The 26,509-nt window shown below is 62.1% G+C and carries 25 protein-coding genes; 8 read left to right on the forward strand and 17 right to left on the reverse strand.

Translation table 11 applies throughout. The features are described 5' to 3' along the window. Window positions 1-26 precede the first annotated feature (26 nt). The 7 genes from whiA to uvrA form a co-directional block, all read right to left on the reverse strand. Window positions 27-1,007, reverse strand: a complete 981-nt coding sequence (gene whiA / locus ACWICV_RS03950; RefSeq protein ID WP_105656667.1) for a DNA-binding protein WhiA — start codon at window positions 1,005-1,007, stop codon at window positions 27-29. A 27-nt stretch (window positions 1,008-1,034) separates the two neighbouring features. Continuing rightward, window positions 1,035-2,060: a gluconeogenesis factor YvcK family protein gene (locus ACWICV_RS03955; RefSeq protein WP_105656668.1), complete on the reverse strand. Its 1,026-nt coding sequence runs from the start codon at window positions 2,058-2,060 to the stop codon at window positions 1,035-1,037. A 5-nt stretch (window positions 2,061-2,065) separates the two neighbouring features. Further along, on the reverse strand, window positions 2,066-2,959 hold the full coding sequence (rapZ, locus tag ACWICV_RS03960; protein ID WP_105656669.1) for an RNase adapter RapZ: 894 nt from the start codon (window positions 2,957-2,959) through the stop codon (window positions 2,066-2,068). Window positions 2,960-2,968: 9 nt separating this feature from the next. After that, a complete protein-coding gene (gene uvrC / locus ACWICV_RS03965) occupies window positions 2,969-4,912 on the reverse strand; it encodes an excinuclease ABC subunit UvrC (protein ID WP_454090708.1) in 1,944 nt (647 codons plus the stop codon). Between the two features lie 3 nt (window positions 4,913-4,915). Then, window positions 4,916-5,587, reverse strand: a complete 672-nt coding sequence (locus ACWICV_RS03970) for a lysophospholipid acyltransferase family protein (RefSeq protein ID WP_105656671.1) — start codon at window positions 5,585-5,587, stop codon at window positions 4,916-4,918. Beyond that, entirely contained in the window at window positions 5,588-6,292 is a 705-nt protein-coding gene (locus tag ACWICV_RS03975; RefSeq protein ID WP_332498358.1) for an HAD hydrolase-like protein, read from the reverse strand. An 86-nt stretch (window positions 6,293-6,378) separates the two neighbouring features. Next, window positions 6,379-9,249 carry an excinuclease ABC subunit UvrA gene (gene uvrA, locus ACWICV_RS03980; RefSeq protein ID WP_454090707.1) on the reverse strand — a complete coding sequence of 957 codons (2,871 nt, stop codon included), beginning with the start codon at window positions 9,247-9,249 and terminating at the stop codon, window positions 6,379-6,381. A gap of 730 nt (window positions 9,250-9,979) precedes the next feature. Between uvrA and ACWICV_RS03985 the strand changes: the two genes are divergently transcribed. After that, the gene (locus ACWICV_RS03985; RefSeq protein WP_454090706.1) at window positions 9,980-10,525 is read left to right on the forward strand and encodes a GNAT family N-acetyltransferase; all 546 of its coding nucleotides are present in this window, start codon (window positions 9,980-9,982) and stop codon (window positions 10,523-10,525) included. A 138-nt stretch (window positions 10,526-10,663) separates the two neighbouring features. Here the strand turns inward: ACWICV_RS03985 and ACWICV_RS03990 are convergent, their stop codons facing one another. The 3 genes from ACWICV_RS03990 to ACWICV_RS04000 form a co-directional block, all read right to left on the reverse strand. After that, a complete protein-coding gene (locus tag ACWICV_RS03990) occupies window positions 10,664-11,191 on the reverse strand; it encodes a hypothetical protein (RefSeq protein WP_454090705.1) in 528 nt (175 codons plus the stop codon). A 167-nt stretch (window positions 11,192-11,358) separates the two neighbouring features. Beyond that, window positions 11,359-11,745, reverse strand: a complete 387-nt coding sequence (locus ACWICV_RS03995; RefSeq protein WP_402470993.1) for a hypothetical protein — start codon at window positions 11,743-11,745, stop codon at window positions 11,359-11,361. Window positions 11,746-12,785: 1,040 nt separating this feature from the next. Continuing rightward, window positions 12,786-13,163 (reverse strand): GntR family transcriptional regulator, encoded by a 378-nt coding sequence (locus ACWICV_RS04000; protein WP_105656678.1) that lies wholly within the window; start codon window positions 13,161-13,163, stop codon window positions 12,786-12,788. Window positions 13,164-13,245: 82 nt separating this feature from the next. On the opposite strand from ACWICV_RS04000, the gene ACWICV_RS04005 reads away from it, so the two are divergent. Beyond that, entirely contained in the window at window positions 13,246-13,899 is a 654-nt protein-coding gene (locus tag ACWICV_RS04005) for an MBL fold metallo-hydrolase (protein ID WP_454090704.1), read from the forward strand. Window positions 13,900-14,011: 112 nt separating this feature from the next. Beyond that, entirely contained in the window at window positions 14,012-14,653 is a 642-nt protein-coding gene (locus tag ACWICV_RS04010; protein ID WP_454090703.1) for a phosphatase PAP2 family protein, read from the forward strand. 47 nt (window positions 14,654-14,700) lie between these two features. On the opposite strand, the gene ACWICV_RS04015 is transcribed toward ACWICV_RS04010, so the two are convergent. After that, window positions 14,701-15,492 carry a trans-aconitate 2-methyltransferase gene (locus tag ACWICV_RS04015; protein ID WP_105656680.1) on the reverse strand — a complete coding sequence of 264 codons (792 nt, stop codon included), beginning with the start codon at window positions 15,490-15,492 and terminating at the stop codon, window positions 14,701-14,703. Between the two features lie 77 nt (window positions 15,493-15,569). Between ACWICV_RS04015 and ACWICV_RS04020 the strand changes: the two genes are divergently transcribed. From ACWICV_RS04020 to ACWICV_RS04030, 3 genes are all read left to right on the forward strand, one after another. After that, window positions 15,570-18,104 (forward strand): DEAD/DEAH box helicase, encoded by a 2,535-nt coding sequence (locus tag ACWICV_RS04020; protein ID WP_105656681.1) that lies wholly within the window; start codon window positions 15,570-15,572, stop codon window positions 18,102-18,104. After that, complete coding sequence (locus ACWICV_RS04025; protein WP_400288136.1) at window positions 18,104-18,571, forward strand: NUDIX domain-containing protein; 468 nt, start codon at window positions 18,104-18,106, stop codon at window positions 18,569-18,571. The genes ACWICV_RS04020 and ACWICV_RS04025 overlap by 1 nt, the downstream gene beginning before the upstream one ends. Before the next feature lie 74 nt (window positions 18,572-18,645). Beyond that, the gene (locus ACWICV_RS04030) at window positions 18,646-18,837 is read left to right on the forward strand and encodes a hypothetical protein (RefSeq protein ID WP_400288138.1); all 192 of its coding nucleotides are present in this window, start codon (window positions 18,646-18,648) and stop codon (window positions 18,835-18,837) included. 16 nt (window positions 18,838-18,853) lie between these two features. On the opposite strand, the gene ACWICV_RS04035 is transcribed toward ACWICV_RS04030, so the two are convergent. The 3 genes from ACWICV_RS04035 to ACWICV_RS04045 form a co-directional block, all read right to left on the reverse strand. Continuing rightward, window positions 18,854-19,483 carry a hypothetical protein gene (locus ACWICV_RS04035; RefSeq protein WP_454090702.1) on the reverse strand — a complete coding sequence of 210 codons (630 nt, stop codon included), beginning with the start codon at window positions 19,481-19,483 and terminating at the stop codon, window positions 18,854-18,856. A 15-nt stretch (window positions 19,484-19,498) separates the two neighbouring features. Then, window positions 19,499-19,792 (reverse strand): hypothetical protein, encoded by a 294-nt coding sequence (locus tag ACWICV_RS04040; protein WP_454090701.1) that lies wholly within the window; start codon window positions 19,790-19,792, stop codon window positions 19,499-19,501. A 78-nt stretch (window positions 19,793-19,870) separates the two neighbouring features. Next, complete coding sequence (locus ACWICV_RS04045; RefSeq protein ID WP_105656685.1) at window positions 19,871-20,623, reverse strand: metal-dependent hydrolase; 753 nt, start codon at window positions 20,621-20,623, stop codon at window positions 19,871-19,873. 62 nt (window positions 20,624-20,685) lie between these two features. Here ACWICV_RS04045 and ACWICV_RS04050 point away from each other — a divergent pair, with 62 nt between their 5' ends. Beyond that, the gene (locus ACWICV_RS04050) at window positions 20,686-21,174 is read left to right on the forward strand and encodes a GNAT family N-acetyltransferase (RefSeq protein WP_133834222.1); all 489 of its coding nucleotides are present in this window, start codon (window positions 20,686-20,688) and stop codon (window positions 21,172-21,174) included. Next, the gene (locus tag ACWICV_RS04055) at window positions 21,174-22,460 is read left to right on the forward strand and encodes an alpha/beta fold hydrolase (protein ID WP_454090700.1); all 1,287 of its coding nucleotides are present in this window, start codon (window positions 21,174-21,176) and stop codon (window positions 22,458-22,460) included. Before ACWICV_RS04050 ends, ACWICV_RS04055 begins: the two co-directional genes overlap by 1 nt. A gap of 81 nt (window positions 22,461-22,541) precedes the next feature. Here ACWICV_RS04055 and ACWICV_RS04060 read toward each other — a convergent pair whose 3' ends face one another. The 3 genes from ACWICV_RS04060 to uvrB form a co-directional block, all read right to left on the reverse strand. Next, window positions 22,542-22,994, reverse strand: coding sequence for a MarR family winged helix-turn-helix transcriptional regulator (locus ACWICV_RS04060; protein ID WP_454090699.1), 453 nt, complete (start codon window positions 22,992-22,994; stop codon window positions 22,542-22,544). Between the two features lie 100 nt (window positions 22,995-23,094). Then, complete coding sequence (locus tag ACWICV_RS04065; RefSeq protein WP_402470976.1) at window positions 23,095-24,135, reverse strand: TerC family protein; 1,041 nt, start codon at window positions 24,133-24,135, stop codon at window positions 23,095-23,097. Between the two features lie 245 nt (window positions 24,136-24,380). Then, a complete protein-coding gene (gene uvrB, locus ACWICV_RS04070) occupies window positions 24,381-26,468 on the reverse strand; it encodes an excinuclease ABC subunit UvrB (protein WP_133834225.1) in 2,088 nt (695 codons plus the stop codon). Window positions 26,469-26,509: the final 41 nt, after the last annotated feature.

A 26,509-nucleotide genomic window follows, 5' to 3' on the forward strand; every position in this document is an offset into this window, starting at 1 on the left:
CGCGGGAGGGCTCCCGCGGGGACATTTTAATGTTCCAGTTCATCTCCTGGAACGCTGGACTCCGTACCTGGTATTCCCAGATCGCTCGCCTTTTTATCCGCCATAGCCAAAAGGCGGCGGATTCGGCCAGCGATGGCGTCCTTGGTCATTGGCGGTTCGGCCATGCGGCCGAGCTCATCCAAGGAGGCTTGCTTGTGCTCAAGGCGCAGCAGTCCCGCATAGCGCAAGTGCTCGGGAACCTCGTCGCCCAAGATGCCCAGTGCACGCTCAACGCGGGCACCGGCAGCTACCGCTGCCTGGGCGCTGCGCCGCAGGTTGGCGTCGTCGAAGTTCGCCAAGCGGTTCGCCGTCGCGCGCACTTCCTTGCGCATGCGCCGTTCTTCCCAGACCATGAGCGCATCGTGAGCGCCCATGCGGGTCAGCAGTTGGGCGATGGCATCGCCATCACGGATCACAACGCGGTCCACACCGCGCACTTCACGCGCCTTGACCGTCAGTCCCAGGCGGCGAGCAGCACCGACCAGCGCCAAAGCGGCTTCTGGCCCAGGGCAGGTGATTTCCAAAGCGGAGCTGCGCCCGGGTTCGGTCAACGATCCGTGGGACAGGAATGCGCCGCGCCATACAGCTTCAGCGTCGGCGGTAGAACCGTTGACGATCACCGAGGGCAGGCCGCGTACCGGCCGGCCGCGCTGGTCAAGCAGGCCAGTTTGGCGTGCAAGCACTTCGCCGTCCTTGGAAACACGCACAATGTAGCGGCTCCCCTTGCGGATGCCCGATCCGGAAACCATGACGATTTCGGCATCGTGGCCGTACAGCTCGCCGATAGCAATCTTCAACCGCCGGGCCGTCGCCGCGAGGTCCACTTCTGCTTCGATGACAATTCGTCCGGAGACGATGTGCAGCCCGCCGCTGAAGCGGAGCATGGTCGAAACCTCGGCCTTGCGGACCGATGGCTTGCGAATCTCTACCCGCGACAGCTCGTCTTTGACGGAAGCCGTCAATGCCATGAATCAAACTCCCTTACTTGGATCTTCCTAAGACCCGATCGCGGTAAACACCTCGTGATAGGCCGCCGCTAGTCGCAACGGGTCGTGCACAGCACGACCGTCAGATACTCCTACTGTACTAAAAAAGACACGCGCACCGAGTTTTTGCGCTGCCAGCTCAAATCGATCCCTGTTAAGAATCTTTGATTCGTCGGCAATAATTGCATCGAATTTGACCTCGGGTGCGTAACGTCCCAGCACCTCCAAGTGCGCCGCGGCGTCCATCCCGGAAGTCTCTGCCGTATCAAAGGCCAGGTTCATGGTCAGCAGTTTCTTGGCCGTGGTCGATGCCAGGGCCTGGCGCATATCCGGCAGCAGCAGATGCGGGAGCACCGAGGTGTACCAGGATCCGGGACCGAGAATCACCCAGTCCGCCAGATCGATGGATTCCAGCGCTTCGGAGCAGGCCGGCGCATCGGACGGTTCCAGGTACACGTGGGTAACCAGGCCGCCGGAACCGGCACGAGCCAGCTTGGCCTGCCCATCGATTCGGCGACGCACCAAGGTGTCGTTCACCGGGTCGGATTCAAGAACCTCGCCATGGATGGACAGCGGAACCGTGCTCATTGGCAGGACCTGCCCGCGCGCGCCAAGCAGGGCACCTGCCCAACGCAGGCCAGCCACCGGGTTATCGAGCAACTCCCACAGCGCCAGGATCAGCAAATTGCCAACGGCATGACCGTTCAGTGGCTCGTCGGCGTTTTCGGTCGATTCAAAGCGGTACTGCATGACATCGCGCCAGGTACGGCCCCAGTCATTGTCGTCGCACAGCGCAGCCAGCGCCATGCGCAAGTCTCCCGGGGGCAGCACATCGAAGGATCCCCGAAGCCGCCCGGAACTGCCGCCGTCATCGGCCACCGTTACGACGGCAGTGAGGTCGGTAGTCAGACGGCGCAGGGCAGAGAGCGACGAGGACAGCCCGTGTCCCCCGCCCAAGGCAACCACCGATGGGTTGCGGTAATCATCACTTCGAGTCAGTCCCTGAATCGGGATCGGACCTGTAGCAAAGGCCATGGCGGCTACTCACGCCCCAGATCACGGTGGCTGATGTTCACCCTGACGTTCGGGAACTGCGCCAGGCGCCGGCCCAGCTCGATGGTGGTTGCTACCGAGCGGTGCTTGCCGCCGGTGCAGCCCACGGCAATAGTCGCGTAGTGCTTATTCTCGCGGCGGTAGCCTTCAAAGACCGGTTCCAATGCCTTGAGGTAGTTCTCGATGAACTCGCTCGTGCCTTCCTGGCTCAGCACATAGTCCGACACTTCCTTGTCCTTGCCTGTCTGCGGGCGCAGTTCAGGTACCCAATGGGGGTTGGGGATGAAACGGACATCTGCCACGTAGTTGGCATCGGCGGGCAGGCCGTACTTGAACCCGAAGCTCATCACGTTGATGCGCAGGATGATCGGCCCGGATTCGCTGAACAGTTCGTTGACTGCACGTGCCAGGTCGTGCACCGACATGGTCGTGGAATCCAAGATGATTTCGGCAGCTTCACGCAATTGATCGGTGATCCCGCGTTCGCGCTTGATGCCGTCGACAATGCGGCCGTCATCCTGCAGCGGATGCGGCCGGCGACCCTGCTCGAAGCGGCGGATCAGCACCTCGTCGCTGGCGTCGAGGTAGACCAGGCGGAACTTCACCCCGCTGGCTGTCAGGTTCGCCAAGGCATCGCGGATTTCCGGGAACATTTCCTTGGAGCGCACGTCCATCACGACAGCCATCTTCGGGATGGAGCCCTGCGAACGGCTCATCATCTCCGTCAAGGGTCCAAGCATGGCCGGTGGAAGGTTCTCCACTACGTACCAGCCCTGGTCTTCCAGAGCATGCGCGACTGTGGTGCGACCGGCACCTGACATGCCGGTTACGATCACGAGTTCGGACTCAGGGGGTTTTACTGCTTCATACTCAGCGGTCATACCACAAGGCTAGTCGACAATTTCGCCTGTAGTCATATTCACACCGGTTAATGAAGCGTCTTCTAGGGACTCTTTGATGGAAGTCGCAAGTTTTTCACCGACTCCTGGCACGTCCATCAGCTCCTCGATGCTCGCCGCACGGATCTTCTTCATCGACCCGAAGTGCTTGCGCAGGGCAGCCTGCTTGGACTTGCCCAGCCCCGGGATCGCGTCCAAATCCGAGGCGATCATGGATTTAGCACGCTTGGCGCGGTGGAAGTTGATCGCAAAACGGTGCGCCTCGTCGCGAAGCCGCTGCACCAAATACAGGGCAGCTGAGGCACGCGGCAGGATCACCGGGAACGGATCGTCGGGCAGCCACAGTTCTTCCAAGCGCTTAGCCAGGCCGACCACTGGAATGTCATTGATTCCCAGGTCGTCCATGGCCTTCTGCGCCGCGGCCACCTGGGGCGGTCCGCCGTCAACGATCACCAGAGATGGCGGGTAGGAGAATCGCTTCTTTTCCTGCTCACCGGTTTCTTCATTCATTTCCCCGGTTGCAAAGCTCTTGGGGTCGATCTTCTCCTTCAGATAGCGGCTGAAGCGACGGTAGATCACGTCGTACATGCTGGCGGTATCATCGCGTGCTGCATCACCGGTGATGGAGAACTTTCGATATTCGCTCTTCTTGGGCAATCCATCTTCAAAGACCACCATGGAAGCAACCACGTTGGTGCCTTGGGTATGCGACGCGTCATAGCATTCGATGCGAAGCAGTGCTTGTTCGGCTCCCAGTGCATCCTGCAGTTCCTGCATCGCCAGCGAACGCGTGGTGATATCACCTGCTCGCTTCGATTTGTGCAGGCGCAGCGCTTGTTCGGCGTTCTCCACGACGGTGGATGCCAGTGCCGCCTTGTCGCCGCGTTGGGCGACGCGCAAGGAGACTTTGGAACCGCGCAGCTCAGTGAGCCAGGTCGTGACATCCTCAATGTCTTCGGGCAGAGTCGGAACCAGGATTTCCTTGGGAATCCGGTCCGCGTGATCTGCGTAGACCTGGGTGAGAAGCTGCTCGACGAATTCAGCGCCGGTGGTATCCGCAACCTTTTCGACGACCCAGCCTCGTTGCGAACGGATACGGCCGTCGCGGACATGGAATACCTGCACGGCGGCTTCCAATTCATCGCCATGAATGCCGAAGATATCAGCTTCGGTACGGTCATCAAGGACCACGGCGTTGCGTTCAAAAACTCTGTTCAGTGCGGCAATGTCATCGCGATAGCGGGCGGCCTTCTCGTATTCGAGTTCTGCCACCGCCTCTTGCATCTTGGCTGTCAGGGCCTTGGTGAACTTAGTAGCCTCACCGCTCATGAAGGTGCATAGGTCATCAGCCAGTTGACGGTGGTCTTCTTCGCTGATGCGCCCCACGCAGGGCGCCGAGCATTTGTCTATGTACCCCAAGAGGCAAGGGCGACCCGATGCTTCGGCACGCTTGAACACGCCCGGCGCACAGCTGCGCACAGGAAAGACCCGCAACAGCGTATCGAGGGTTTCCCGGATGGCCTTGGCCGGATAGAACGGCCCGAAATACTTCACGCCCTTGCGCTTGTCCCCGCGCATGACCAGGGCGCGCGGGTACTTTTCGTTCAAGGTGACAGCAAGGTACGGGTAGGTCTTGTCATCACGGAAAACAATATTGAACCGGGGATTGTATTCCTTGATCCAGGAGTACTCCAGCTGCAGCGCTTCCAATTCGGAACCCACCACGGTCCACTCCACGCTGCCGGCGGTGAATACCATGGCCCGGGTTTTGGGCGTGAGCCGGTCAGGATTGGCGAAGTAGGAGGTCAAGCGGTTGCGCAGGACCTTGGCCTTGCCAACGTAGATGACACGGCCGTGTTCATCGCGGAAACGGTACACGCCCGGTTTCGTGGGAATGTCCGAAGTTCTCGGACGGTAACTTGCCGGATCAGCCATGGTCTATTTCGCGTCCGGTGGCAGTTGGTTGTAGGAATCGACGCGTTCCTGGCCGGAAAGCTCGGCAATCGCATCAACGATCCGGTCCGTGGCCTGGCGGCGCTGCGGCAACGGGTGCTTGCGTCCGAGCTGGTCGAAGTACAGCGGCTCGCCATAGTGGATATGGAATTTGGCAGGACGGAAACCCTTTGAACCAGCAGGCTGCAGCTTCTCCGTGCCGATCAAGCCCACCGGTACCACTGGTACACCGGTGGTCAGCGCCAGCCAGCCCACGCCGGTGCGTCCGCGGTACAACTTGCCATCGCGCGAGCGAGTGCCCTCGGGGTAGATGCCGATGCCCTTGCCGCCTTCGACGATTTCCACCAGGGAATCGAGGGCGGCAACCGAAGCTGCCTGTTCGCCACGCTGCACCGGAATGGATCCCACGGATTCGAAGAAGGTCTTCATCACCTTGCCCTTCAGTCCCGGGGTGGTGAAGTATTCCGCCTTGGCGAAGAACGCCACGTCGCGCGGGGTCAGCGCCTGAATGATCAAGGAGTCGAAGAATGACAGGTGGTTGGAGGCGACAATGAAGCCGCCTTCCTTGGGAACGTTCTCAAGCCCGGTCACTTCCGCACGGCAGACACCGTGGATGACGCCCCGAATCGACGAACGGGTCATGGTGTAGATGCTCATCTACTTTGCACCTTCCTGCATGAGGTCATCGTCGAGGTTCAGCGTGTTTGCCAGCTGTGCTCCGAGCAGGAGCTCAGCAAGGTCCCGGGTTGTCGCCACAGTTGCGCCTGCCTGCTGCAGTTCATCGTCCTGGGCAAAGCCCCACGCGACACCGACCGAAGCCACCGAATTCTCGCGGGCGGCATCCCAATCGTAGTACCGGTCCCCCACAACGACGCTGCTCGCCGGGTCCAGCTGCCCGTGCTCCAAAGCCTCAGCGACAATGTGCGTCTTGCTCGAACCCATGCTCCCGTGCTCATCCGCGTTGCCGTGAATCGCATCGAGATGCTCATCCAGCCCCTTGCGTGCAATGAGCTGGCGCGCAATGTTGATGGGCTTGGCCGTGGTCACTGCGACGTAGATCCCGGCCGCGCGCAACGCGTCCAGGAGCGCCACAATGCCCGGGTAGATCACGGATTCGGCCATGCCCACCTCGGCATAGCGGGCGCGGTAGGCCGCGATGATGGAGTCGATGTTCTCGTCGGTGACGCCGTCAAGCGTACGCAGCCCGATTTGGAGGGGCGGGCCTACCAGCGCTTCAACTCGTGCTTCGCCCGGATCGGCCAAACCATGGGAGGTGACCGCGTGGCGGATACCCGAAGTTATGGCACCGGCAGGGTCCACGAGGGTCCCATCCAGATCGAAGAGCACACTTGTTACCGACATATTCACCTAGCCATCTTCCCATGAAGCGGACGCGGGTTAGCAATCCATAACTGAAATCGCATATGTCGAACATTCTCCGCCAGGCATTACAGGATCTCGGAGAGGAACTTCCCGGTGTGCGATTCGCTCACCTTGGCCACCTTTTCCGGGGTGCCAGCAGCCAGGATCGTGCCGCCGCCTGAGCCGCCTTCCGGGCCGAGGTCGATGACCCAGTCAGCCGACTTGATGACATCCAGGTTGTGCTCGATGGTCAACACGGTGTTGCCCTTGTCGACCAATCCCTGCAGCACCTTGAGCAGCTTGCGGATATCTTCGAAGTGCAGACCGGTGGTCGGCTCGTCCAGGACGTAGATGGAGCGGCCATTGGAACGCTTCTGCAGTTCCGCAGCCAGCTTCACGCGCTGGGCCTCGCCGCCGGAGAGGGTGGTTGCCGGCTGACCCAGGCGCACGTAGCCCAACCCCACGTCCACCAGCGTGCGCAGGTGGCGGGCGATCGGGGTGAAGGCACTGAAGAACTCGGCGCCTTCGGCAATCGGCATATCCAGCACATCGGCAATGTTCTTGCCCTTGTACAGCACCTGCAGGGTTTCGCGGTTGTAGCGGGCGCCCTGGCAGACCTCGCAGGGCACGTAGACGTCCGGCAGGAAGTTCATCTCGATCTTCAGCGTGCCGTCACCCGAGCAGGATTCGCAGCGTCCGCCCTTGACGTTGAAGGAGAAACGGCCCGGCTGGTAGCCGCGCAGCTTCGCCTCATTGGTCTCCGCAAACAGCTTGCGGATGTGGTCGAACACGCCGGTATAGGTCGCAGGGTTCGAACGCGGGGTCCGGCCGATCGGCGACTGGTCAACGTGGACCACCTTGTCCAGGTGTTCCAGGCCCTGCACGCGGGTGTGGCGGCCGGGCACCTGCTTGGCGCCGTTGAGCTTGTTGGCCAGCACCTTGTACAGGATGTCGTTGACCAGGGTGGACTTGCCCGAGCCGGACACGCCGGTCACCGCGGTCAGCACGCCCAGCGGGAACTCCACCGACACGTTCTGCAGGTTGTTCTCGTTGGCACCGACCACCTTGAGCTTGCGCTCCTTGTCGATCTTGCGGCGCTTGGACGGGATGTCGATCTGCTTGCGGCCCGAAAGGTAGTCTCCGGTCAGCGACTTGGTGTTCTGCTTCAGGCCCTCCAGGGATCCGGAGTGCACCACTTCGCCGCCGTGCTCGCCGGCGCCCGGACCGATGTCCACGATCCAGTCAGCTTCGGCAATGGTGTCTTCGTCGTGCTCCACCACGATCAGGGTGTTGCCCAGCGATCGCAGGTGCAGCAGGGTGTCGATCAGGCGGCGGTTATCGCGCTGGTGCAGGCCGATGGACGGCTCGTCCAGAACGTAGAGCACGCCGACCAGGCCCGAACCAATCTGCGTAGCCAGGCGAATGCGCTGCGCCTCGCCGCCGGACAGGGTGCCAGCAGCGCGTTCCAGGGTCAGGTACTCCAGCCCGACGTCCAGCAGGAACTTCATGCGCGCGTCGATTTCCTTGAGCACCTGCGCGGCGATCTGCGCCTCGCGTGCGGTGAGCACGATCGTGGAGAGGAATTCCGCGGCGCTACGCAGGTCCATGGCGGCAACTTCAGCGATGGAACGCCCGCCCACCAAGACCGAGAGCGACGCCGGGTTCAGGCGCGCGCCGCCGCAGGTAGGGCACGGAATCTGGCGCATGTACTGCTCGTAGCGGTCGCGGGCGTGATCCGATTCGGTTTCCTGGTGCTTGCGGTGCACGTAGGAGATGACGCCCTCGAAGCCGGTGGAGTACTTGCGCTCGCGGCCGAAGCGGTTCTTGTACTGCACGACCACCTTGTGGTCCTTGCCGTTCAGGATCGCTTCGCGGGCAGCAGCCGGCAGGTCCTGCCATTGGGTGTCCATGGTGAAGCCCAGCTCATGGCCCAGGCCTTCGATCAGGCGGTTCCAGTATTCGGTGGTGGCCTTGCCCAATGACCATGGGGCGATCGCACCCTCGGCCAGGGTGACCTCGGTATCCGGGACGATCAGGTGCTCATCGACTTCCAGCTTGGTGCCGATGCCGGAACAGGCCGAGCAGGCACCGAACGGGTTATTGAAGGAGAAAGTACGCGGCTCGATCTCATCGATGGCCAGTGGATGCTCATTGGGGCAGGCCAGGTTCTCGGAGAACGCGCGCAGGCGCTGGGGATCATCCTCGTCCAGGTCCACGAAGTCGGCCAGCACGCGTCCTTCGGCGATGCCCAGGGCCGTTTCGATGGAGTCAGTCAAGCGCTGGCGGGCATCTTCCTTGATGGCCAGGCGGTCGACGACCACCTCAATGGTGTGCTTGACCTGCTTGGCCAGCTTCGGCGGATCGTTCAGCTGGATGGTGGTGCCGTCAACGCGGGCACGGGCGAAGCCCTTGGAAGAGAGCTCCGCGAACAGGTCGACGAATTCGCCCTTGCGCGAGCGCACTACCGGGGCGAGGATCTGGAAGCGGGTTTTCTCCGGTAGCTCCATCAGCTGGTCGACGATCTGCTGCGGAGTCTGCTTGGAGATCGGTTCGTGGCAGATCGGGCAATGCGGACGGCCCACGCGGGCCCAGAGCAGGCGCATGTAGTCGTACACTTCGGTAATCGTGCCCACGGTGGAACGCGGGTTGCGGCTGGTCGACTTCTGGTCGATGGACACCGCTGGCGACAGGCCCTCGATGAAATCCACATCGGGCTTGTCCACCTGGCCGAGGAACATGCGGGCGTAGGCAGAGAGCGATTCGACGTAGCGGCGCTGGCCTTCGGCAAAAATGGTGTCGAAGGCCAAGGAGGACTTGCCCGAACCGGAAAGGCCGGTAAAGACAATCATTGCGTCACGCGGGAGATCAATGTCCACGTTTTTCAGGTTGTGCTCGCGTGCACCCTTGACGACCAGGCGAGTCAGATCAGTTCTTTTACTCTGCGATGAAATAGCCACGAGGCCATACTAATCGAAAACTACTTCGAATACGTGTACGAATGGACGCAACTCACAGTTAATTCTCCAAACCCCTGATCCTGCGCACGGCGAGCGCAATGCGTGCTCGTCCATCCACCCGGAATGTCGACCGGTGAGCCAGCGTCCCCATGAATCCAGATCGGACCACGACGTCCCATTCGAGGTACCGGGCCCTTGGATTCCCGCTTGTGCCTGTCACGTGTGCGTCCCCTCCCCAAGTTCGCAGCTATCTCGTAGATGCCAATGAGCGGCGAGCGCATGCTCTGTGTTGCACGAGCGGGAAAACGGATAAAATTCGACGTTCGGTTCACGCCGCCAACCAGGGGCACCGCAACCGCTGATCCGCAATGCAACAACATAGCGAACCTGGCCAAATGTTCCGCGCAATGGCATCGTCCGCGGTGCATGCCATCCGACAGCAATTGTTTTCTGTGCAAGCATTCGACATCATGAGGCAGCGCCACACCGTTCCGTTTCGCGCCCCCTCACCGGTCACTACACGGACGGGGCATACGGAACAGCCGGTGTTCCTGTAAATCCATGAAACTTCTGCGATGCGAGTCAGCACGTGGCGCGATCCTATTTGTGACCGGCTTTCGGGACACTTTCGTCGAAAGCCAGCTGAGCCTACTCAACACGTCAAAAGTATTGGAAAATTTTCTGTAGACCACTGATTTTTTGGATGCTAGATTCAAGTCATGTTCCATTCATGAAGTTTTCTCTCAATCAGTTCAGAAGACCTACGAATGGATTTGCCATGCCCTCTGATGTTTTACAAGCTGTTCTTCAGAACGCAGATTTCGCTCCCGCTGTTTCTCCGTACGCAGAAATTTGCCATACAGAATCTTCATCCGCGACAGAGCTAGCTGATCCGTATTTCGCAGCGTACCCACCCGGAATTGCGGCCGGGACTCTTGAAGAAGCGCAATCCGAGATGGAAGAAACTTTTGCCAACGAGTTTGGTCAGTTCCTCGAAAATGCTTCTTTTGTCGCGTTGCGACAGGGAAGGCCGATTGGGGCGATCTTTGTTGTCGAGAAATCGATCTGGGATGAGGATCTATTCGGCCCATTCATCATCGATCTTTTCGTTGATCCCCTCCATCAAGGGCATGGCCTGGGCCACACCTTGATTGCCGCTGCCGTGTCTGCATGCAAGAAGCATGGGGCGGACACCCTGAGTTTGCGGATCGGAGATGGAACTTCCGGTGCTGCACTAAATCTATATAAGCGACTTGGGTTCCGCGAATTGGCCTAACCGAACAACGCTGGTGTCATGCTTCGGATAAGTGAAGCATGACATCACCGCACGCCTCCCCTATAGTACTTTCCTCTACGTGCCGGTACGGGTTCCGGTTACGGACGTCGCGTTGGACGTTTCACTGTGTAACTGGCGCTATCGGGAAGCAGAATCTGTCGATGCAGACGGTGATGCAGGGTGCTCCGGAACCTCGGGATACAGCTCTGGCGGCAGGCCCACCGTGAATCCGTCGTCGCGGACGACCGTGCCGCTGATGTCGATCGCGCGGGAAGCGTTATTGCTGCCGTCTGTCAATTGGACGGCCACACCACTTCCCATCTGTTCTCCAGTTACCACAGTGACGTTCTGTGGGGTGATGCCCCGTTCGGCCAGGATTTCCCGAGTCATGGCGACCATTGAATCGTCCAGAACTCCGCCTGGGAAAGGTGCGGTCACTCGGCATACACCGTCCCGATCGGCGGCGTAGGCGGCAGCCACTAGGTCCCTGCCGGCTTGCTCCAGAGAGCCAACCGGTTTACGTCCATCGCAGGTATCACCCGAATAATCCGGGACTACGGAGCATCCCGCCAAGAGGCCTGCGCACATCACCGCACTGACGATGCCCCAACCAGCTGACTGGTACTTATTCGGGAATCGCATGCTCCACCGTTCACGTTCGATCATGCAGACCATTATTGCCGAGGTGTCTCCAGTCACTGGGCAACCGCTCCGTGTCGCTAGGCGCGGATGGCAACTAGTCCAGTGTGCTCCCGCTTCATTCTGCAAACATCTGGTCCTTGGCGTCTCGATGAAGGTTCCTGAACAGGACAGCAATCTGGGCATCTCACGGTTTATCGAATTACACCGTGATCCAGTTGATTCCACAATTGGTCGCGCTCGGTACCGATGACTCTGGTGGCACTAAAGCTGGTCTCTTGACCATTCCTGGGGTCATCGGTGACGAAATGCCCGTACCGCAGTTCTTCGACTGTGTACCACCCTGGCGCGTAGTCCTCCTCCGGTAATTCATGCTCGCCCTCTAACCAGTGCACTTGGAACCACATGTTCTCTTGCTTGTCCCAGAAAAACGGGAACGATCGCATAATAGTGATCGAGGTGGTCAGCCACCCTCTGGTCTCTCCGGCGAGCGTGAGCTCCCAAACTGAATCGCGGAATTCATCCAGGAGAGGGTCCCTCGGCCAGTCAGTTTCGTCGAACCATTTCGCAAGCCATCGCATGCATCCGTTCTACCAGAGTGAATACTAGGTCTAGCGGTCGCTAGCAATCCTAAGTCCCGTTGGTCGTTCCACTTGCGGGCGCTCCTCAAGTTGTTCTTCTCACGAGAATCTGAGAAATATCGATGCGGAGTCGATGCCAAGGCGAACCTGGAAATCGTGTCGCTACGGATGCAAGTGGAAAATGAATTGGTCATCAGGAAACCAACGCTGCGGGCCTTCGCAACAGTAGCCTCGAACCCGGAGCTGCCCATTCACTGCACGGAGGTAGAAACCTCTTGGATACTCATCGTCGTCGCCAAGCGTCGGAGCAGCCACTGTGAAAGAACGTTCAGGTGCATGCCGTCGACGCATCACGAAGTGTGTGGACGATTTTGTCCATAGCTAGACGGGGACATGGGCCAGCGGTCGGAGGGCAAAGCTTCGATCGGCGCATTAGAGCCGCGTCGAATACTTGCTTAAGTGTTCCGCCATCTGGCAAGCCTAAGTTACTCACACCGCGTTCAACCAGGCTAATAACGTGTTGCTTGTTGGCATCTCCAAACACCGCAGCGCCGAGCAAATGCTCTGCGTGGGCGTTGAGCTGTATCTATTGCGAGTTGAGCACGGCGATAAGGTCATACCGGGAAAACCCGCCAACCGTAACTCCAAGTGAATCGCCATCGGGAAAGTGGGTAATTCGCACTTACCCTATCGCTTGCGGAAGGTGCAGTGTCGAGGGCTACGGGCAGCAGTGCTGGCGACTTCGGAAACTGAAAAACTAGGCAACGCGACACACCGTATAGAGATACTCAAGAACCATTACGGTTCACCAACCCGACAGCATTCGGTGGAGTCCCGCTGAAGGCACGGCGAGCGGCGGCACCCTGGCGGTCGTAAAGTTGGCGATGCGACAAATCGATCACCCGTTACCTTGCTGGCAGCTAATCAACCCCGGGAAATACTGGAGCTGTCCACAGCAAAACGTACCACTATGCCATTTCGCATTCACCAGGCTCCATCCCCCCGCCGGGATTCGGGACCGACTCCAGGACCGCGTCGGGCTACCTTGGCAGGGAGCTGAACGCAGCGCGCAGGTACTTTACCGCGGTTGCTTCGTCGACCGACCACAGTTGGGCGATGCGGGCCAAATCGGCGGCCGCATCGCTGACTTCCTGCTCTGCACGATTCTCCGCGGCTTGGACCACGGTTCCATGGCGGCCGCGGGTGACCACTGCACCCTGCAGCTCAAGTTCCTTGTAGACCTTGGCGACGGTATTCACCGCGAGGTTCAAGGTGCCCGAGAGCGCACGAACCGACGGCAATTTGGTGCCCGGAGCTAGTTTGCCCTTGGCAATTGCTGAGAGGATCTGCTCACGGACCTGCTGATACGGCGCCACGCCCGAGTTCGGCTCGATCTTGATGAATTCCAGTTCGGTCATCCTGCACTCCATCCTTTGGACTGTGTTTGGCATTTATCCGAGCCTATCGCGTCAGCCGGGATCTGCACCGTAGTCTGGTTGCATGAACGAACTATTGCTGAACGATGTGACCGTCCGTTGGGTCTCAGTATCCGACATGGCAAACAACGTGTACCTGGTAACTAATCGGAAGACCGGCGAACAGCTGCTGGTAGATGCGGCGGATGACATGCCGGCCATCGAGCGGCTCATCCAGGCGGCCAGTGAAGACGCGAGCGACCCGCGCATTATCGGCATCGCCACGACGCATCAGCACTGGGACCACGTGCGCGCGTTGGCCGAAGCCGTGGAGAAGTACCCGGTGCAAACCTACGCCGGTGCAGACGACGTGGCCGGCATCGCTGGAGAATGCGGGGTCAAGATCGACCATGCGCTGAACCACGGCGACCAGCTGAAGCTGGGCGATGTGATCATCGAGGCGATCCACCTGCGAGGGCATACGCCGGGTTCGATCGGCTATGCGCTGGTTGATTCCTCCGGCCAGCCGGCGGTGCTCAGCGGCGACAGCTTGTTCCCCGGAGGCGTGGGCAACACATGGAAGGACCCGCAGCGGTTCCTCTCTTTGCTCACCGACGTCACCGAACGCATCTTCGACCGCTTCCCGGACGAAACCAAGGTTTTGCCGGGGCACGGAGATTCGACGACACTGGGGGCAGAACGCCCGAATTTGGAGCAGTGGCGCGAACGCGGGTGGTAGCCCTTTGACTGCAATGCCAGCGGCATCCGTGCCGCTGGCAGCAGCGTTTAATGGTGCGGGACCTCTTCCAGCTGATGCCTGCCGCCGGATCAGATCCGTATAATCACCACTTGTGAAGTCACGGTCCTCCGCACCAATTTCCGTCGTCCCCTCGCGGCCAGCCATCATCGTCGCGGTTCTCGCCGTGCTGGCGATGGCCTCCTATCCGTTGCGTGATGCCTTGTACCTGGGGATTTCAGGACCTGTTGCCAAGTCGGCACCGCTCTCCGCAGCGGCTGCGTTCTTTTCCGAGACCTTGCTCTTGCTGCTGATGGCCGAGGCATGCACGCTCGCCGTCCTGTGCTGCTTCCGTAATCGAGTTGCGTTTTGGCGCCTGGTTTCAGGCGCGATTGGCGCCGTAGCGGCCTATGGCCTGAGCGAACTGGCCAAGATCCTGGCCGCCGAGGAACGCCCCTGCCGCGCCCTGGATGCTCTCACCGCAGTGGCATGCCCGGAAGCAGGCGACTGGTCCTGGCCCTCCAAGCATTCGGTCGTCGCCGCCGGCGTCGCCGCAGCCTGCACGCTGGCCCTTCCGAAGCTGGCCAAGTACGCGATACCGGCCGTCTTGCTCATTGCCCTGTCCCGCGTGGGCGTAGGCGCCCACTTCGTCCACGATGTCTTCTCCGGGGTGGCGTTGGGCATCCTGGTTGTCCTGGTCTGCGTCCGCGTGCTGCCCGGCATCGTGCAAAGGTGCCTGGCGGGAAGCAATCGCTGAGCCAGCTCACCCTCGAAGCGCTCTGCCGATGCCGAGCCTGGAGCAAATCAGCCGAGCTTGTGCCCGATCATGAAAATCCTGCGGAACGGGAAGTTCGTCAGGACGGTACCGTCCTGCGAAGCAAATGACGGGTAGTGCGTGGAGACTTCGGCCCGGTAGTCGTTTTCGAACTCCCGATAGTCTTCGTCGCTGAGCGTGTGGCGAATGGGCAGCAGCGCCGTCCCGCGAACCCAGTTCAGGATCGGGTCCTCCCCCGCGAGCAGCTGATGGTAGGTGGTTTCCCAGACATTAGCCTGGAACCCCGCGTCCAGGAAGATCCGCTGGTATTCGCCGGGCTCGCCCACCACGTCGTCATGGCGCAGCACCCCTGCCAGCTGGCCGGACCACTTCGGGCTGTCGGCAACTGCGCGCATCACCGCGTGCGACGGAGAGCCGAAATTGCCCGGGACCTGGATGGCCACGTTCGCTCCGGGCTTCAGGTGCTCCAGCCAACCGGCCAGCAACTCGCGGTGCCCCGGAAGCCATTGCAGCATCGCATTGGAGAACAGCAGGTCCGTGTCGGAGTCAGGGGTCCAGGCCGTGGCATCGGCCAGCGCGAAGCCCAGGTTTTCCTCGTGCTCGCTCTGCGTGGCCCTGGCGATCATCTCCGGTGAGGAATCAAGTCCGGTGACCTGCGCTTGCGGCCAGCGCTGGGCCAGCAGCCGGGTCATATTTCCCGGCCCGCACCCCAGATCGATGACCTTCGACGCGTCAACCGAGACCAGCTGCCCCAGCAAATCCAGGTACGGGCGGCCCCGGTAATCGGAGAATTCGGTGTATTTCGTCGGATCCCATTTCATGTTCCCGAGCCTAAACGAGAGGCGCACGCAACAACTAGCCCCCAGTCATAGTTCTCAACCGATAGGCTAGGAACATCATGTTGCTCACCGATTATCTGCCAGCAGACGCCAAGAACGTATCCGACGACGAAATCTACGAGGCTTTCGGCCAATGGGTCGCAACCCGTGGCATCAACCTCTACCCCGCACAGGACGAAGCGTCGATGGCGCTGGCCGGCGGCAACAACGTCATCCTGGCCACCCCCACCGGCTCGGGCAAGTCCATGGTTGCCATCGCAGCCCACTTCTACGCCATGGCCCGAGACCAGATCAGCTTCTACACCGCGCCGATCAAGGCGCTGGTCTCCGAGAAGTTCTTCGACCTGTGCAAGATCTTCGGCGCAGAGAACGTCGGCATGGTCACCGGTGATTCCTCGGTGAACGCCGACGCCCCGATCATCTGCTGCACCGCTGAGATCCTGGCGAACATCGCCCTGCGCGAAGGCTCCAAGGCGGACGTGGGCTGCGTGATCATGGACGAGTTCCACTTCTACGCCGATCCGCAGCGCGGCTGGGCCTGGCAGGTGCCGCTGATCGAACTGCCGCAGGCGCAGTTCCTGCTGATGAGCGCCACCCTGGGCGATGTCACCCGCTTCGAGCAGGAACTCGAAGAGCGCACCGGCACCCCGACGGTGACCGTCGCGCACACCGAGCGCCCAATCCCGCTGCACTTCTACTACTCCATGGAGCCGGTGCAGGAGGCCGTGGAGGAACTGATCAAGACCAAGCAGGTGCCGATCTACATCGTGCACTTCTCCCAGCTCGATGCCATCGACCGCGCCACCGGGCTGATGAGCGTGAATGTGGCCACGCGCGAGGAGAAGGAAAAGATCTCCGAGATGATCGGCGGATTCCGCTTTGCCGCCGGGTTCGGCAAGACGCTGAACCGCCTGGTGCGCCACGGCATCGGCATCCACCACGCCGGCATGCTGCCCAAGTACCGCCGCCTGGTCGAGCAGCTGGCGCAGGCCGGCCTGCTCAAGGTCATCTGCGGCACCGACACCCTGGGGGTGGGCATCAACGTGCCGATCCGCACCGTGGTGATCACCGCGCTGTCCAAGTTCGACGGCACCCGTACGCGCATCGTGAACGCCCGCGAATTCCACCAGATTGCCGGGCGCGCGGGCCGCGCAGGTTTCGATACCGCAGGCACCGTGCTGGTGCAGGCTCCGGAGCATGCGATCGAGAACCACAAGGCCATGGAAAAGGCGCTGAAGAAGCACGGCGAGGGCTCTTCCAAGCTCAAGCAGATCCCGAAGAAGAAGCCGCCGCAGAACTTCGTGACCTGGGGCGAGAAGACCTTCGAGAAGATCGTCGAGGCCGCCCCCGAGACGCTGAAGTCCTCATTCCAGGTCTCGCACTCGATGCTGCTGAACCTGCTGGAGCGCGAGGACAATTCGTTCGAGGCCGCCCAGCGCCTGCTCAGCGAAAACCACGAGACCCCGGCGTCCCAGCGCAAGCTGAAGCTGCGCGCCCTGGGAATCCTGCGCGAACTGATCGCCACCGAGGTGGTCGTGCGCCGCAATGAGCCAGACGAATACGGCAACTACTATGAGCTGACCGTGCACCTGCAGCAGAACTTCGCGCTGAACCAGCCGCTCTCGCCCTTCGCGCTGGCCGCCCTGGACCTGCTGGATCCGGATTCGGCCAGCTACGCGCTGGATGTCGTTTCGGTGATCGAGGCGACCTTGGAAAAGCCGCGCCAGGTGCTCTCCGGCCAGGAGAAGAAGGCCCGCGGCGAGGCCATCGCCGCGATGAAGGCCGAAGGCATGGACTACAACGACCGCATGAACGCACTGGATGAAATCACCTATGCGATGCCGCTGGCCGAGAAGCTGGAAAGCGCCTTCGAGCAGTACCGCTCCGGCGCGCCGTGGCTCTCGGACTTCGAACTGGCGCCGAAGTCGATCGTGCGCGACATGTACGAACGCGCCATGGGCTTCTCCGATTTCGTCCAGTACTACCAGCTGGCCCGCTCCGAGGGCGTGCTGCTGCGCTACCTCACCGATGCCTACAAGGCCCTGCGACAGACCGTTCCCCAGGACGCGCTGCGCGAGGACCTCGAAGACCTGATCGAATGGCTCGGCGAGATGATCCGCCAGATCGACTCCTCGCTGCTGGACGAATGGGAAGAGCTCTCCCGCGGCGAGCTGAGCGAGGCAACCGAAACCGCACCGCCTCCGGCACCGGAAAAGCTGACCAGCAATGTGCGCGCCTTCCGCGTAATGGTCCGCAACGAGATGTTCCGCCGCGTGAAGCTGTTCGCCGACGAGCAGGACAAGGCCCTAGGCGAGCTCGACGGGCATAGCGGCTTCGACGCGGACACCTGGGCCGATGCCATGGACGACTACTTCGACGAGCACGAGGACATCGACGACGGTCCCGCCGGACGCGGCTCGAAGCTGTTCATCATCAAGGACATGCCCCAGCGCACCTGGGAGGTGCGCCAGATCTTCGCCGACCCATCCGAGCACCACGACTGGGGCATCACCGCCACCATCTCGCTGGATGACTCGGACGAGGCCGGCGAACCTGTGGTCAAGGTGACTTCGGTGGGCCGCCTGGACTCCTGATGCCCGCCATCAGCTACGCCATCTTGCGGCGCGCCGACGAAGTCCTGCTTCAACTGAGGTCGGGAACCGGCTACATGGACGGGTTCTGGAGCACGGCGGCCGCCGGGCACGTTGAGCCCGGCGAGGCTGCCGTTGCCGCCGCCGTTCGCGAAGCCCGTGAGGAACTGGGCATCCGGATCGCGGCAGACCAGCTCCAGCCGCTGTGCACGGTGCACCGCTACCTGCAAGCGGGCAGCGGCGCCCAATCCCCTGTGGATTTCTTCTTCCTGGCGCGCCAGTGGGACGGTACTCCACGCCTCATGGAACCGGAGAAAGCCCGCGAGCTTCGCTGGTTCCCGCTCGATGCCCTGCCGCAGAACCTCGTTGCGCAGGAACAGCTGGTACTTTCCCGGCTGGATTCCGGCTTGCCGCCAATTATCTGCATGGGATCCGGCACGGCGCTGGACCAGCCCCGGCATCGAGGCTAGTCGCGCACTCGATGCCCGAGGCATCTTCCCGGAGTCCGGTGGCAATGCCGCGGACAGTGCCGTAGGGTATGGCCATGAACGGGCACAAGCTTCGCCTGCTCGGGGCAGGCCTCCTGCTGCTGGTCCTGGTCGGGCTGCTCAGCGGCTGGTCCGAGCTCTTTGCTTCCGGCGCGTGGCTGGCGACCTTGGTCCAGCTCGGTTCGCTGGTCCTGGGCCTGGCCCTGGTCTACCGCGGGGAAAATGCCACGCCGGCCCGGTTCAGCTAGCCCCTGCAATAGCCAGCTAGGCCAGCCGCGCCTTGAGCCACCCAACGGTGGCGGCCGCCTGCTTCGCGTGATAGCTGCGCAGCGTGGGCAGCCGGGGAACCTCGGGCCTGCGCGCCGCGTCCACATAGTAGGCGGCCAGTCCAGCTAAGACCGCGCTGACCGCGTCAGCGCCCACCGATTCGAAGATCGGGTGGGAGGCGGCAATGGCATCCGCATCCAGCGCCGGGTCGAAGATCCGCGCTTCAACCAGCACCGTCAACGCGTCATACCATGCGGCGCCCCGCGAAGCCCAGGGCCACTCCACCAGCAGCACTTCTCCGCCGTCTCCCAGCAGGATGTTGTCCGAGCGCAGATCCGAATGCACCAGCTGGTCTCCGGCCAGCGCCCCGATACCGTCCATGGCCAGCCCATGGAGTTCTTCCAGGTTCTGTGCCACCCAGGGATCAGCTGGAAGCCAGCCGTCCTGCATGATCCGCCCAAAACCGGCTACGTCCTCGCGCAGTTCCTCCTCCAGCGGCGGCAGCAGCTCAATCAGGGAATCGGGGGCCTGATGAGCCAGCTGCGCCAGCGTGTCCAGTACCCGTTCCAGCTGTCCGGCCGGCCAGGGAAGCTGCGGGCTGGCCCCTGGGCCTTCAGCGAAGACCAAGGCCTCCCAGCCTTGCTAGCTGATGCGCCCCAGGAACTGCGGAACCGGCAAGGCCGCCGGGAGCTTGGCCGCTATTGCCGCTTCGCGGGCGTGCAATGCCGTGGCCGGGGCGCTGAGGCCCGGATGCACCGCCTTGGCGAAGACCCGCTGGCCATCGGCGGTGAGCAGCCGATCGGCGCTGCCCGGGGAAAACCCCGAGGCTTGGCTTAGCGCCCGGATCACCCGGGATCCAAGGTGCGATTCGATCCGCGCGCGCAGTTCGCCGGGAAGCTGATCCCAGGTGATGCGCCGGGTGAATTGAAACTGCATGGTTCGGATCATGCCAGATCACCGGCTGCCAGCCAAAGCGCGTTGCACTGCGGCGAGCCGGCAGCGGGCCGGGGGCCGTCAGGCGACGATCAGCGCGATGCCCACATAGGTAGTGAGCAGCGTCGCGAGCAGCCATTCTGCGGTGGAGCCCGTCTCGGCCAGAATCGGCAATGCCACCCGCCCATTGGACTTCCAGCAGCCGCCAATCAGCGGCAGCCGGCGGAACCAGCGCGGCGAGCCGATCTTGATCGGCCACAGCAGATTGCAGCCGCCGATGGTCAGCATGTCGCCCAGCACGTGCACGATCGCGCCCAGGGAGACTGCCATCAGGAACCAGAGGTTCTGCTCCGGCGCATTCATCCCGACGAAAGTCCCGGCGGCCAAGGCGATAATCCAGCACAGCAGCGGCGGCATGAATTTCATGGTCTTCACCGCGAAGGAAATCAGCAGGATCGCGAACAGCGCCGCGGCCGGGTAGACCGTGCCCAACGCCGCGGTCTGCACATCCCAGCCGTTGGCCAGCCAGGCCAGGAAGATGAAGAAGGCGATGCCGATCAGCGAATGGGTGCCGTTGCGGTGCCCGCCCGAAACCGAACCGACAATCCGCGTGAAAATGCTGGAGAACGGGGGCAGCGAGCGGGCGATCGTGGCCCCATGGTGATCCGCGTCGGGCAGCAGGGCCGCGCCAGCGCAGACGATCGCGCCGGCCAGGGTTTCCCAGCGGTCCATCTGGAAAGTTCCCAGCCCCAGGTTCACCGAACCCACGGTGACGTCAGTTGTAATTGCCAACCATGCGGCTGCGCCGCTCACCGCGTGGTGTCCACCCATCATGCATTCAACCTTAGGTCTGGTCACCGACGTTTTAGCGGTGCGACGGAGGTAAGCTGGAACACATGAGTATTGTACGTGAAGCTGTTCCGGGCGACTGCCCGCAGATCTTGGCGATGATCCAGGAATTGGCCGACTATGAAAGGGAACCTGATGCGGTGCTCAACACCGCAGCAGACCTCCAATCCCATCTGTTCGGCCCCAATCCCCAGGTCTTCGCCCATGTTGCCGAGGATGAAACCGGGACGCTCAGGGGCATGGCCCTGTGGTATCTGACCTACTCCACTTGGGAAGGCCGGCACGGCATCCATCTGGAGGATCTGTATGTGCGCGAATCCCAGCGAGGTTCAGGCACCGGCACCGCGTTGCTGCGCACGCTGGCGCAGATCTGCGTCGAACGCGGCTACAAGCGCCTGGAATGGTCAGTGCTGGATTGGAACGAGCCGGCCATCAGGTTCTACGACGCCATCGGTTCCAGCTCCATGGATGGCTGGAGCACCCGGCGCCTGGACGGCGAAGCACTGCAACAACTTGGCATGCAAGGAGCGAGCTAATGCGCCACTACCGCGGTATGGATGTCACCGACCATCGCATCGAGGTTCCACTGGATCACGCCGATCCGCAGGGCGAAAAGATTTCGGTCTTCGCCCGCGAGATCAGCACCGGCACGGCCAAGCCCTGGCTGCTGTTCCTGCAGGGCGGTCCAGGGGGCAAATCCCCGCGCCCCGGTTCCTTGTCGGGGTGGTTGGCCGAAGCCACCAAGCACTTCCGCGTGCTGCTGCTGGACCAACGCGGCACCGGACTGTCCACCCCGGCTAACCGCAAGTCCTTGCCGCTGCGCGGGGACTCGGCCGCCCAGGCCCGCTACCTCTCGCATTTCCGCGCCGACTCGATTGTGCGCGACGCCGAAGCCCTGCGCGAGCACCTGGGCATCGAGCAGTGGAGCACCCTGGGGCAGAGCTACGGCGGGTTCTGCACCCTGACCTATCTCTCGCTCTTCCCGCAGTCGCTCACCCGCTGCCTGGTCACCGGCGGGCTGGCCTCGCTGGATGCCGATGCGAAGACCGTCTACCGCGCCACCTACCAGCGGATGGCAGAACGCAACCGCGAGTACTTCTCCTGGTACCCCGAGGACTTCCAGACCCTGCACAGGATCTACGAGCATGTGCGCACCAATGACGATGAGCTGCTGCCCAACGGCCAGCGCGTCACCGTGCCGATGGTGCAGATGCTGGGCCTGTACCTGGGCGGAAACACCCGGGTGCACCTGCTGCATCACATCTTCGAGGAGGCCTTCAGCCACACCCCGGGCGGCGACCGCCTCTCGGATAGCTTCCTCGAAGCGCTCTTGGCCCAGAGCTCTTTCGCCTCGAACCCGCTCTATGCGCTGATGCATGAAACCATCTATGCCCAAGGCGAGCCGACCAATTTCGCGGCCGAACAAGTCCTGCCGGAATTCGCCGACTTCACCCGCCACGCGGCGACCCCGCTGCTGACCGGCGAGATGATCTACAGCTGGCACTTCGCCGAAGATCCTGCCCTGCGCCCCCTGGAGGATGTGGCCCGCATCCTGGCCGAGCACGAAGGCTTCGGCCCGCTCTACGATCTGGACGTCCTGGCCAAGAACACCGTGCCGGTGGCCGCCGCGGTCTACCATGACGACGTCTATGTGGACCGCGAGCTCTCGCTGCGCACCGCCTCGCAGGTGGCCGGGTTGCAGACCTGGGTGACCGATCAATTCCACCATGACGGCATCGGCGACGATGGGCCGGCGATCTTCCGCCGGCTGCTGGCCATGGCCAACGGCGAAGACCCGGACGCCGCGGCCCAGGACAGCTAGCCCGCGCACCGGCTAGGTTAACGCGCAGGGCGCTTGAATCCCACGGGGATTCAAGCGCCCTGCGCGTTAAGCCTTGTGCTGCTAATGGTCCAGCTTCGCGGCAACCTGGTCATTCAACCGCTGCAGCAGCGGCACGGACTGCGCCAGAATCCGCCGTTCCTCGGCGCTGAAGGAATCGATGCCGCCGGCCAGCGAGGAAATCGCGCGCTGCCGGTAGGCTTCAATGGCCTCCTTGCCGTCGTCGGTCAGGCTCACCAGGCTGGCGCGCCCGTCTCCAGGGTCCGGTTGGCGCTGGACCAACTGGTCGTTTTCCATGCGGATGACCAGACCGGTCATGGTCGGCTGGGCCACGCGCTGCTCGATCGCCAAGTCGCCCACGCGCTGGGGGCCCAACCGGTCCAGGGTGGAAAGCACCCGCCAAGCGGTCACCGATCGGCCTTGCCCGGCCGCGCGTCCAAGCAGCCGGGACATGGTGCCCGACGCTAGTGCTACGCCGGTGGCAATGCCACTGGCTTCTGTCGATAGGTCGCTCATGGAAAATACCTTAGCAGAACAGCATAGGCACACTATGCGGGTACGGAAAACCCGCCGAGGCCAGTTGGAAGCAACTGGTCCCGGCGGGTAATTGTGCGGATTACTTAGCGGCGTCCTGCTCTGCAGCTTCCGCTGCGCCGGCGAGCTCCGCGGCTTCAGCCGAAGCAGCGGCGCGCTTGCCCCATGGGCTCCACAGCGACAGCACGGTTGCGATAACGATCGCGCCCAGGATGACCAGCAGCGAAACACCCACGGAAATGTCCAGCCACGCGTAATGCAGCGGCTCGCCGCCGTTGATGAACGGCAGGCTGTTCTCGTGCAGGGCGTGGAAGACCAGCTTCACGCCGATGAAAGCGAGGATAAAGCTCAGTGCGTGCTTCAGGAAGACCAGGCGGTTCATCAGGCCACCGAGCAGGAAGTAGAGCTGGCGCAAGCCCATCAGCGCGAAGATGTTCGCGGTGAACACGATGAACGCGGACTTGGTCAGGCCGAAGATGGCCGGGATCGAGTCGAAGGCGAACAGCAGGTCGGTCATGCCGATGGTCACGAAGACCAGCACCATCGGGGTGAACAGCTTCTTGCCGTCGACCACGGTGCGCAGCTTGGCGCCATCGAAGTCCTTGGAAATCGGCAGCTTGGAGGTCAGCTTCTTAACCAAGCCGCTTTCCTCGTCCTCATCGTCGTCCTTGAGCTGGTTCCATGCGGTCCACAGCAGGAAGGCGCCGAAGATGTAGAAGACCCACGACCACTGCTCGATGATCGCGGCGCCGAGCACAATGAAGATTGCGCGCAGGACCAACGCGATGATGATGCCGAACATCAGCACTTCCTGCTGGTACTTACGCGGTACCGAGAAGCGCGCCATGATGATGATGAAGACGAACAGGTTGTCCACCGACAACGCGTATTCGGTGACCCAGCCGGCGTAGAATTCCTGGCCAAGCTGGGGTCCAGCCTGCGTCCAGATCACGGCACCGAAGATCAATGCCAAGGAGATGTAGATGCCGACAAAAATGCCTGCTTCCTTCATGGAAGGAATGTGCGGACGCTTGGTGACGTACAGCAGGTCTGCGATGAGCACCGCGCACAGAACAATCAGCGCGATGATCTCGAATTGAATAGTTAACCCATTAGTGCCCACGGACGAGCGACCTTTCGTTGGAGGGTATGGAAAATCGCCGCAAGTCTCTCCGCCGCCACACCAGAATTCGAAACACTTCGATAGCTGGCTCAGTGATCGGCTGCTGTGCCCGGCGAAACATCATTGGTTCGCGTGTTGACGTCCACAGCATTGGGATACTCCCCTACGTCCAGTGATCAAGTGTAGCGCACAGGAACTGCACAGGCTTGGCGCATGTCCCAAAACTGCGCTGGACAGCAGCAGGGCTACGCGTGCCCGGCAGCCTTCATCTGGCGCAATTCCTTCTTCAACTCGGACACTTCATCACGGATCCGGGCGGCCAGCTCGAACTGCAACTCAGCGGCCGCGGCGTGCATCTGCTCGGTCATTTCCCCGATCTGGGCCAGCAGGTCCTCGGCCGGGGCGGCGGCCAGCCCGTCCTTGCGCACGGTGGACGAGGCCTTGGTGCGCTTGGCATTTTTCGCCAACCGGTTGTTGTTCAGCAGTTCCTGGGTGTCGGCATCCTCACGCGCCAGCTGGTCGGTGATGTCAGCGATCTTCTTGCGCAGCGGCGTGGGGTCGATCCCGTGCTCCTTGTTGTGCGCTTCCTGGATTGCCCGTCGGCGATTGGTCTCCTCGATCGCCTGGTCCATCGCATCGGTGATCTTGTCGGCATACATGATCACCTGGCCCGAGACGTTACGCGCGGCACGGCCGATGGTCTGGATCAGGCTGGTGGCCGAACGCAGGAAGCCCTGCTTGTCGGCATCCAGGATCGCGACCAGCGAAACCTCGGGCAAATCCAGGCCCTCGCGCAGCAGGTTAATGCCCACCAGCACGTCGAAGGAACCCATGCGCAGCTCGCGCAGCAGCTCCACGCGGCGGATCGTGTCCACATCGGAGTGCAGGTACTGCACCCGCACCTGGTGCTCGGTGAGGTAGTCTGTCAGGTCCTCGGCCATGCGCTTGGTCAGCGTGGTGACCAGCACGCGCTCATCGCGATCCACACGGGTACGGATCTCATCGAGCAGGTCATCGATCTGGCCCTTGGTGGGCTTGACGATGATCTCGGGGTCGATCAGCCCGGTGGGGCGGATGATCTGCTCCACGAACCCGTCGGACTTGCCCAGCTCGTACTTGCCCGGGGTGGCCGATAGGTACACGGTCTGCCCGATGCGCTCAAGGAACTCATCCCATTTCAGCGGGCGGTTGTCCATGGCACTTGGCAGGCGGAAGCCGTGTTCCACCAGCGTGCGCTTGCGGGACATGTCGCCCTCGTACATGGCGCCGATCTGCGGCACGGTGACATGCGACTCGTCGATCACCAGCAGGAAGTCATCGGGGAAATAGTCGATCAGGCAGTGCGGGGCGCTGCCGGCATCGCGGCCGTCGATATGGCGCGAGTAGTTCTCGATGCCGTTGCAGAAACCCATCTGCTCCATCATTTCCAGGTCGTAGGTGGTGCGCATGCGCAGCCGCTGGGCCTCGACGAGCTTGTTCTGCGATTCCAGCTCCTTCAGGCGCACCGCCAGCTCGTCCTCGATCCGCTTGATCGCCTTGTGCATCCGCTCGGCACCGGCCACATAGTGGCTGGCCGGGAAGATGTACATCTCGGTCTCCTCGCGGATCACCTCGCCGGTGACCGGGTGCAGGGTGTGGATCGCTTCCACCTCGTCGCCGAAGAACTCGATGCGCACGGCCTGCTCTTCGTACATCGGGATGATCTCCACCGTGTCCCCGCGCACGCGGAAGGTGCCGCGGTGGAAGTCCATGTCGTTGCGGGTGTACTGCATGGCCACGAACTGGCGCAGCATCGCGTCGCGGTTCAGTTCCTCGCCGGTGCGCACGGTGACCATCCCGGCCACGTATTCCTCGGGAGTGCCCAGGCCGTAGATGCACGAGACGGTGGCGACCACAATGGTGTCGCGGCGGGTGAGCAGGGAGTTGGTGGCCGAGTGCCGCAGGCGCTCGACTTCCTCGTTGATCGAGGAGTCCTTCTCGATGAAGGTATCGGTCTGCGGGACGTAGGCCTCGGGCTGGTAGTAGTCGTAGTAGGAGACAAAGTACTCCACCGCGTTATTGGGCATCAGCTCGCGGAACTCGTTGGCCAGCTGGGCGGCCAGGGTCTTGTTCTGCACCAGCACCAGGGTGGGGCGCTGCACCTGCTCCACCAGCCAGGCGGTGGTCGCGGACTTGCCGGTACCGGTGGCACCGAGCAGCACGATGTCCTTCTCGCCGGCGTTGATCCGCTCGGTCAGCTGCTTGATGGCCTGCGGCTGGTCGCCGGCAGGCTGGTACTCGCTGATGACTTCGAAGGGGGCGACCACGCGCTTGATCGGCTGTGCAAGACTCATGCTTCCAGCATATCCACTTGCCCCGACCGTTGGGGCTGCGC

It is taken from the genome of Glutamicibacter sp. NPDC055354 (genome assembly GCF_053644955.1).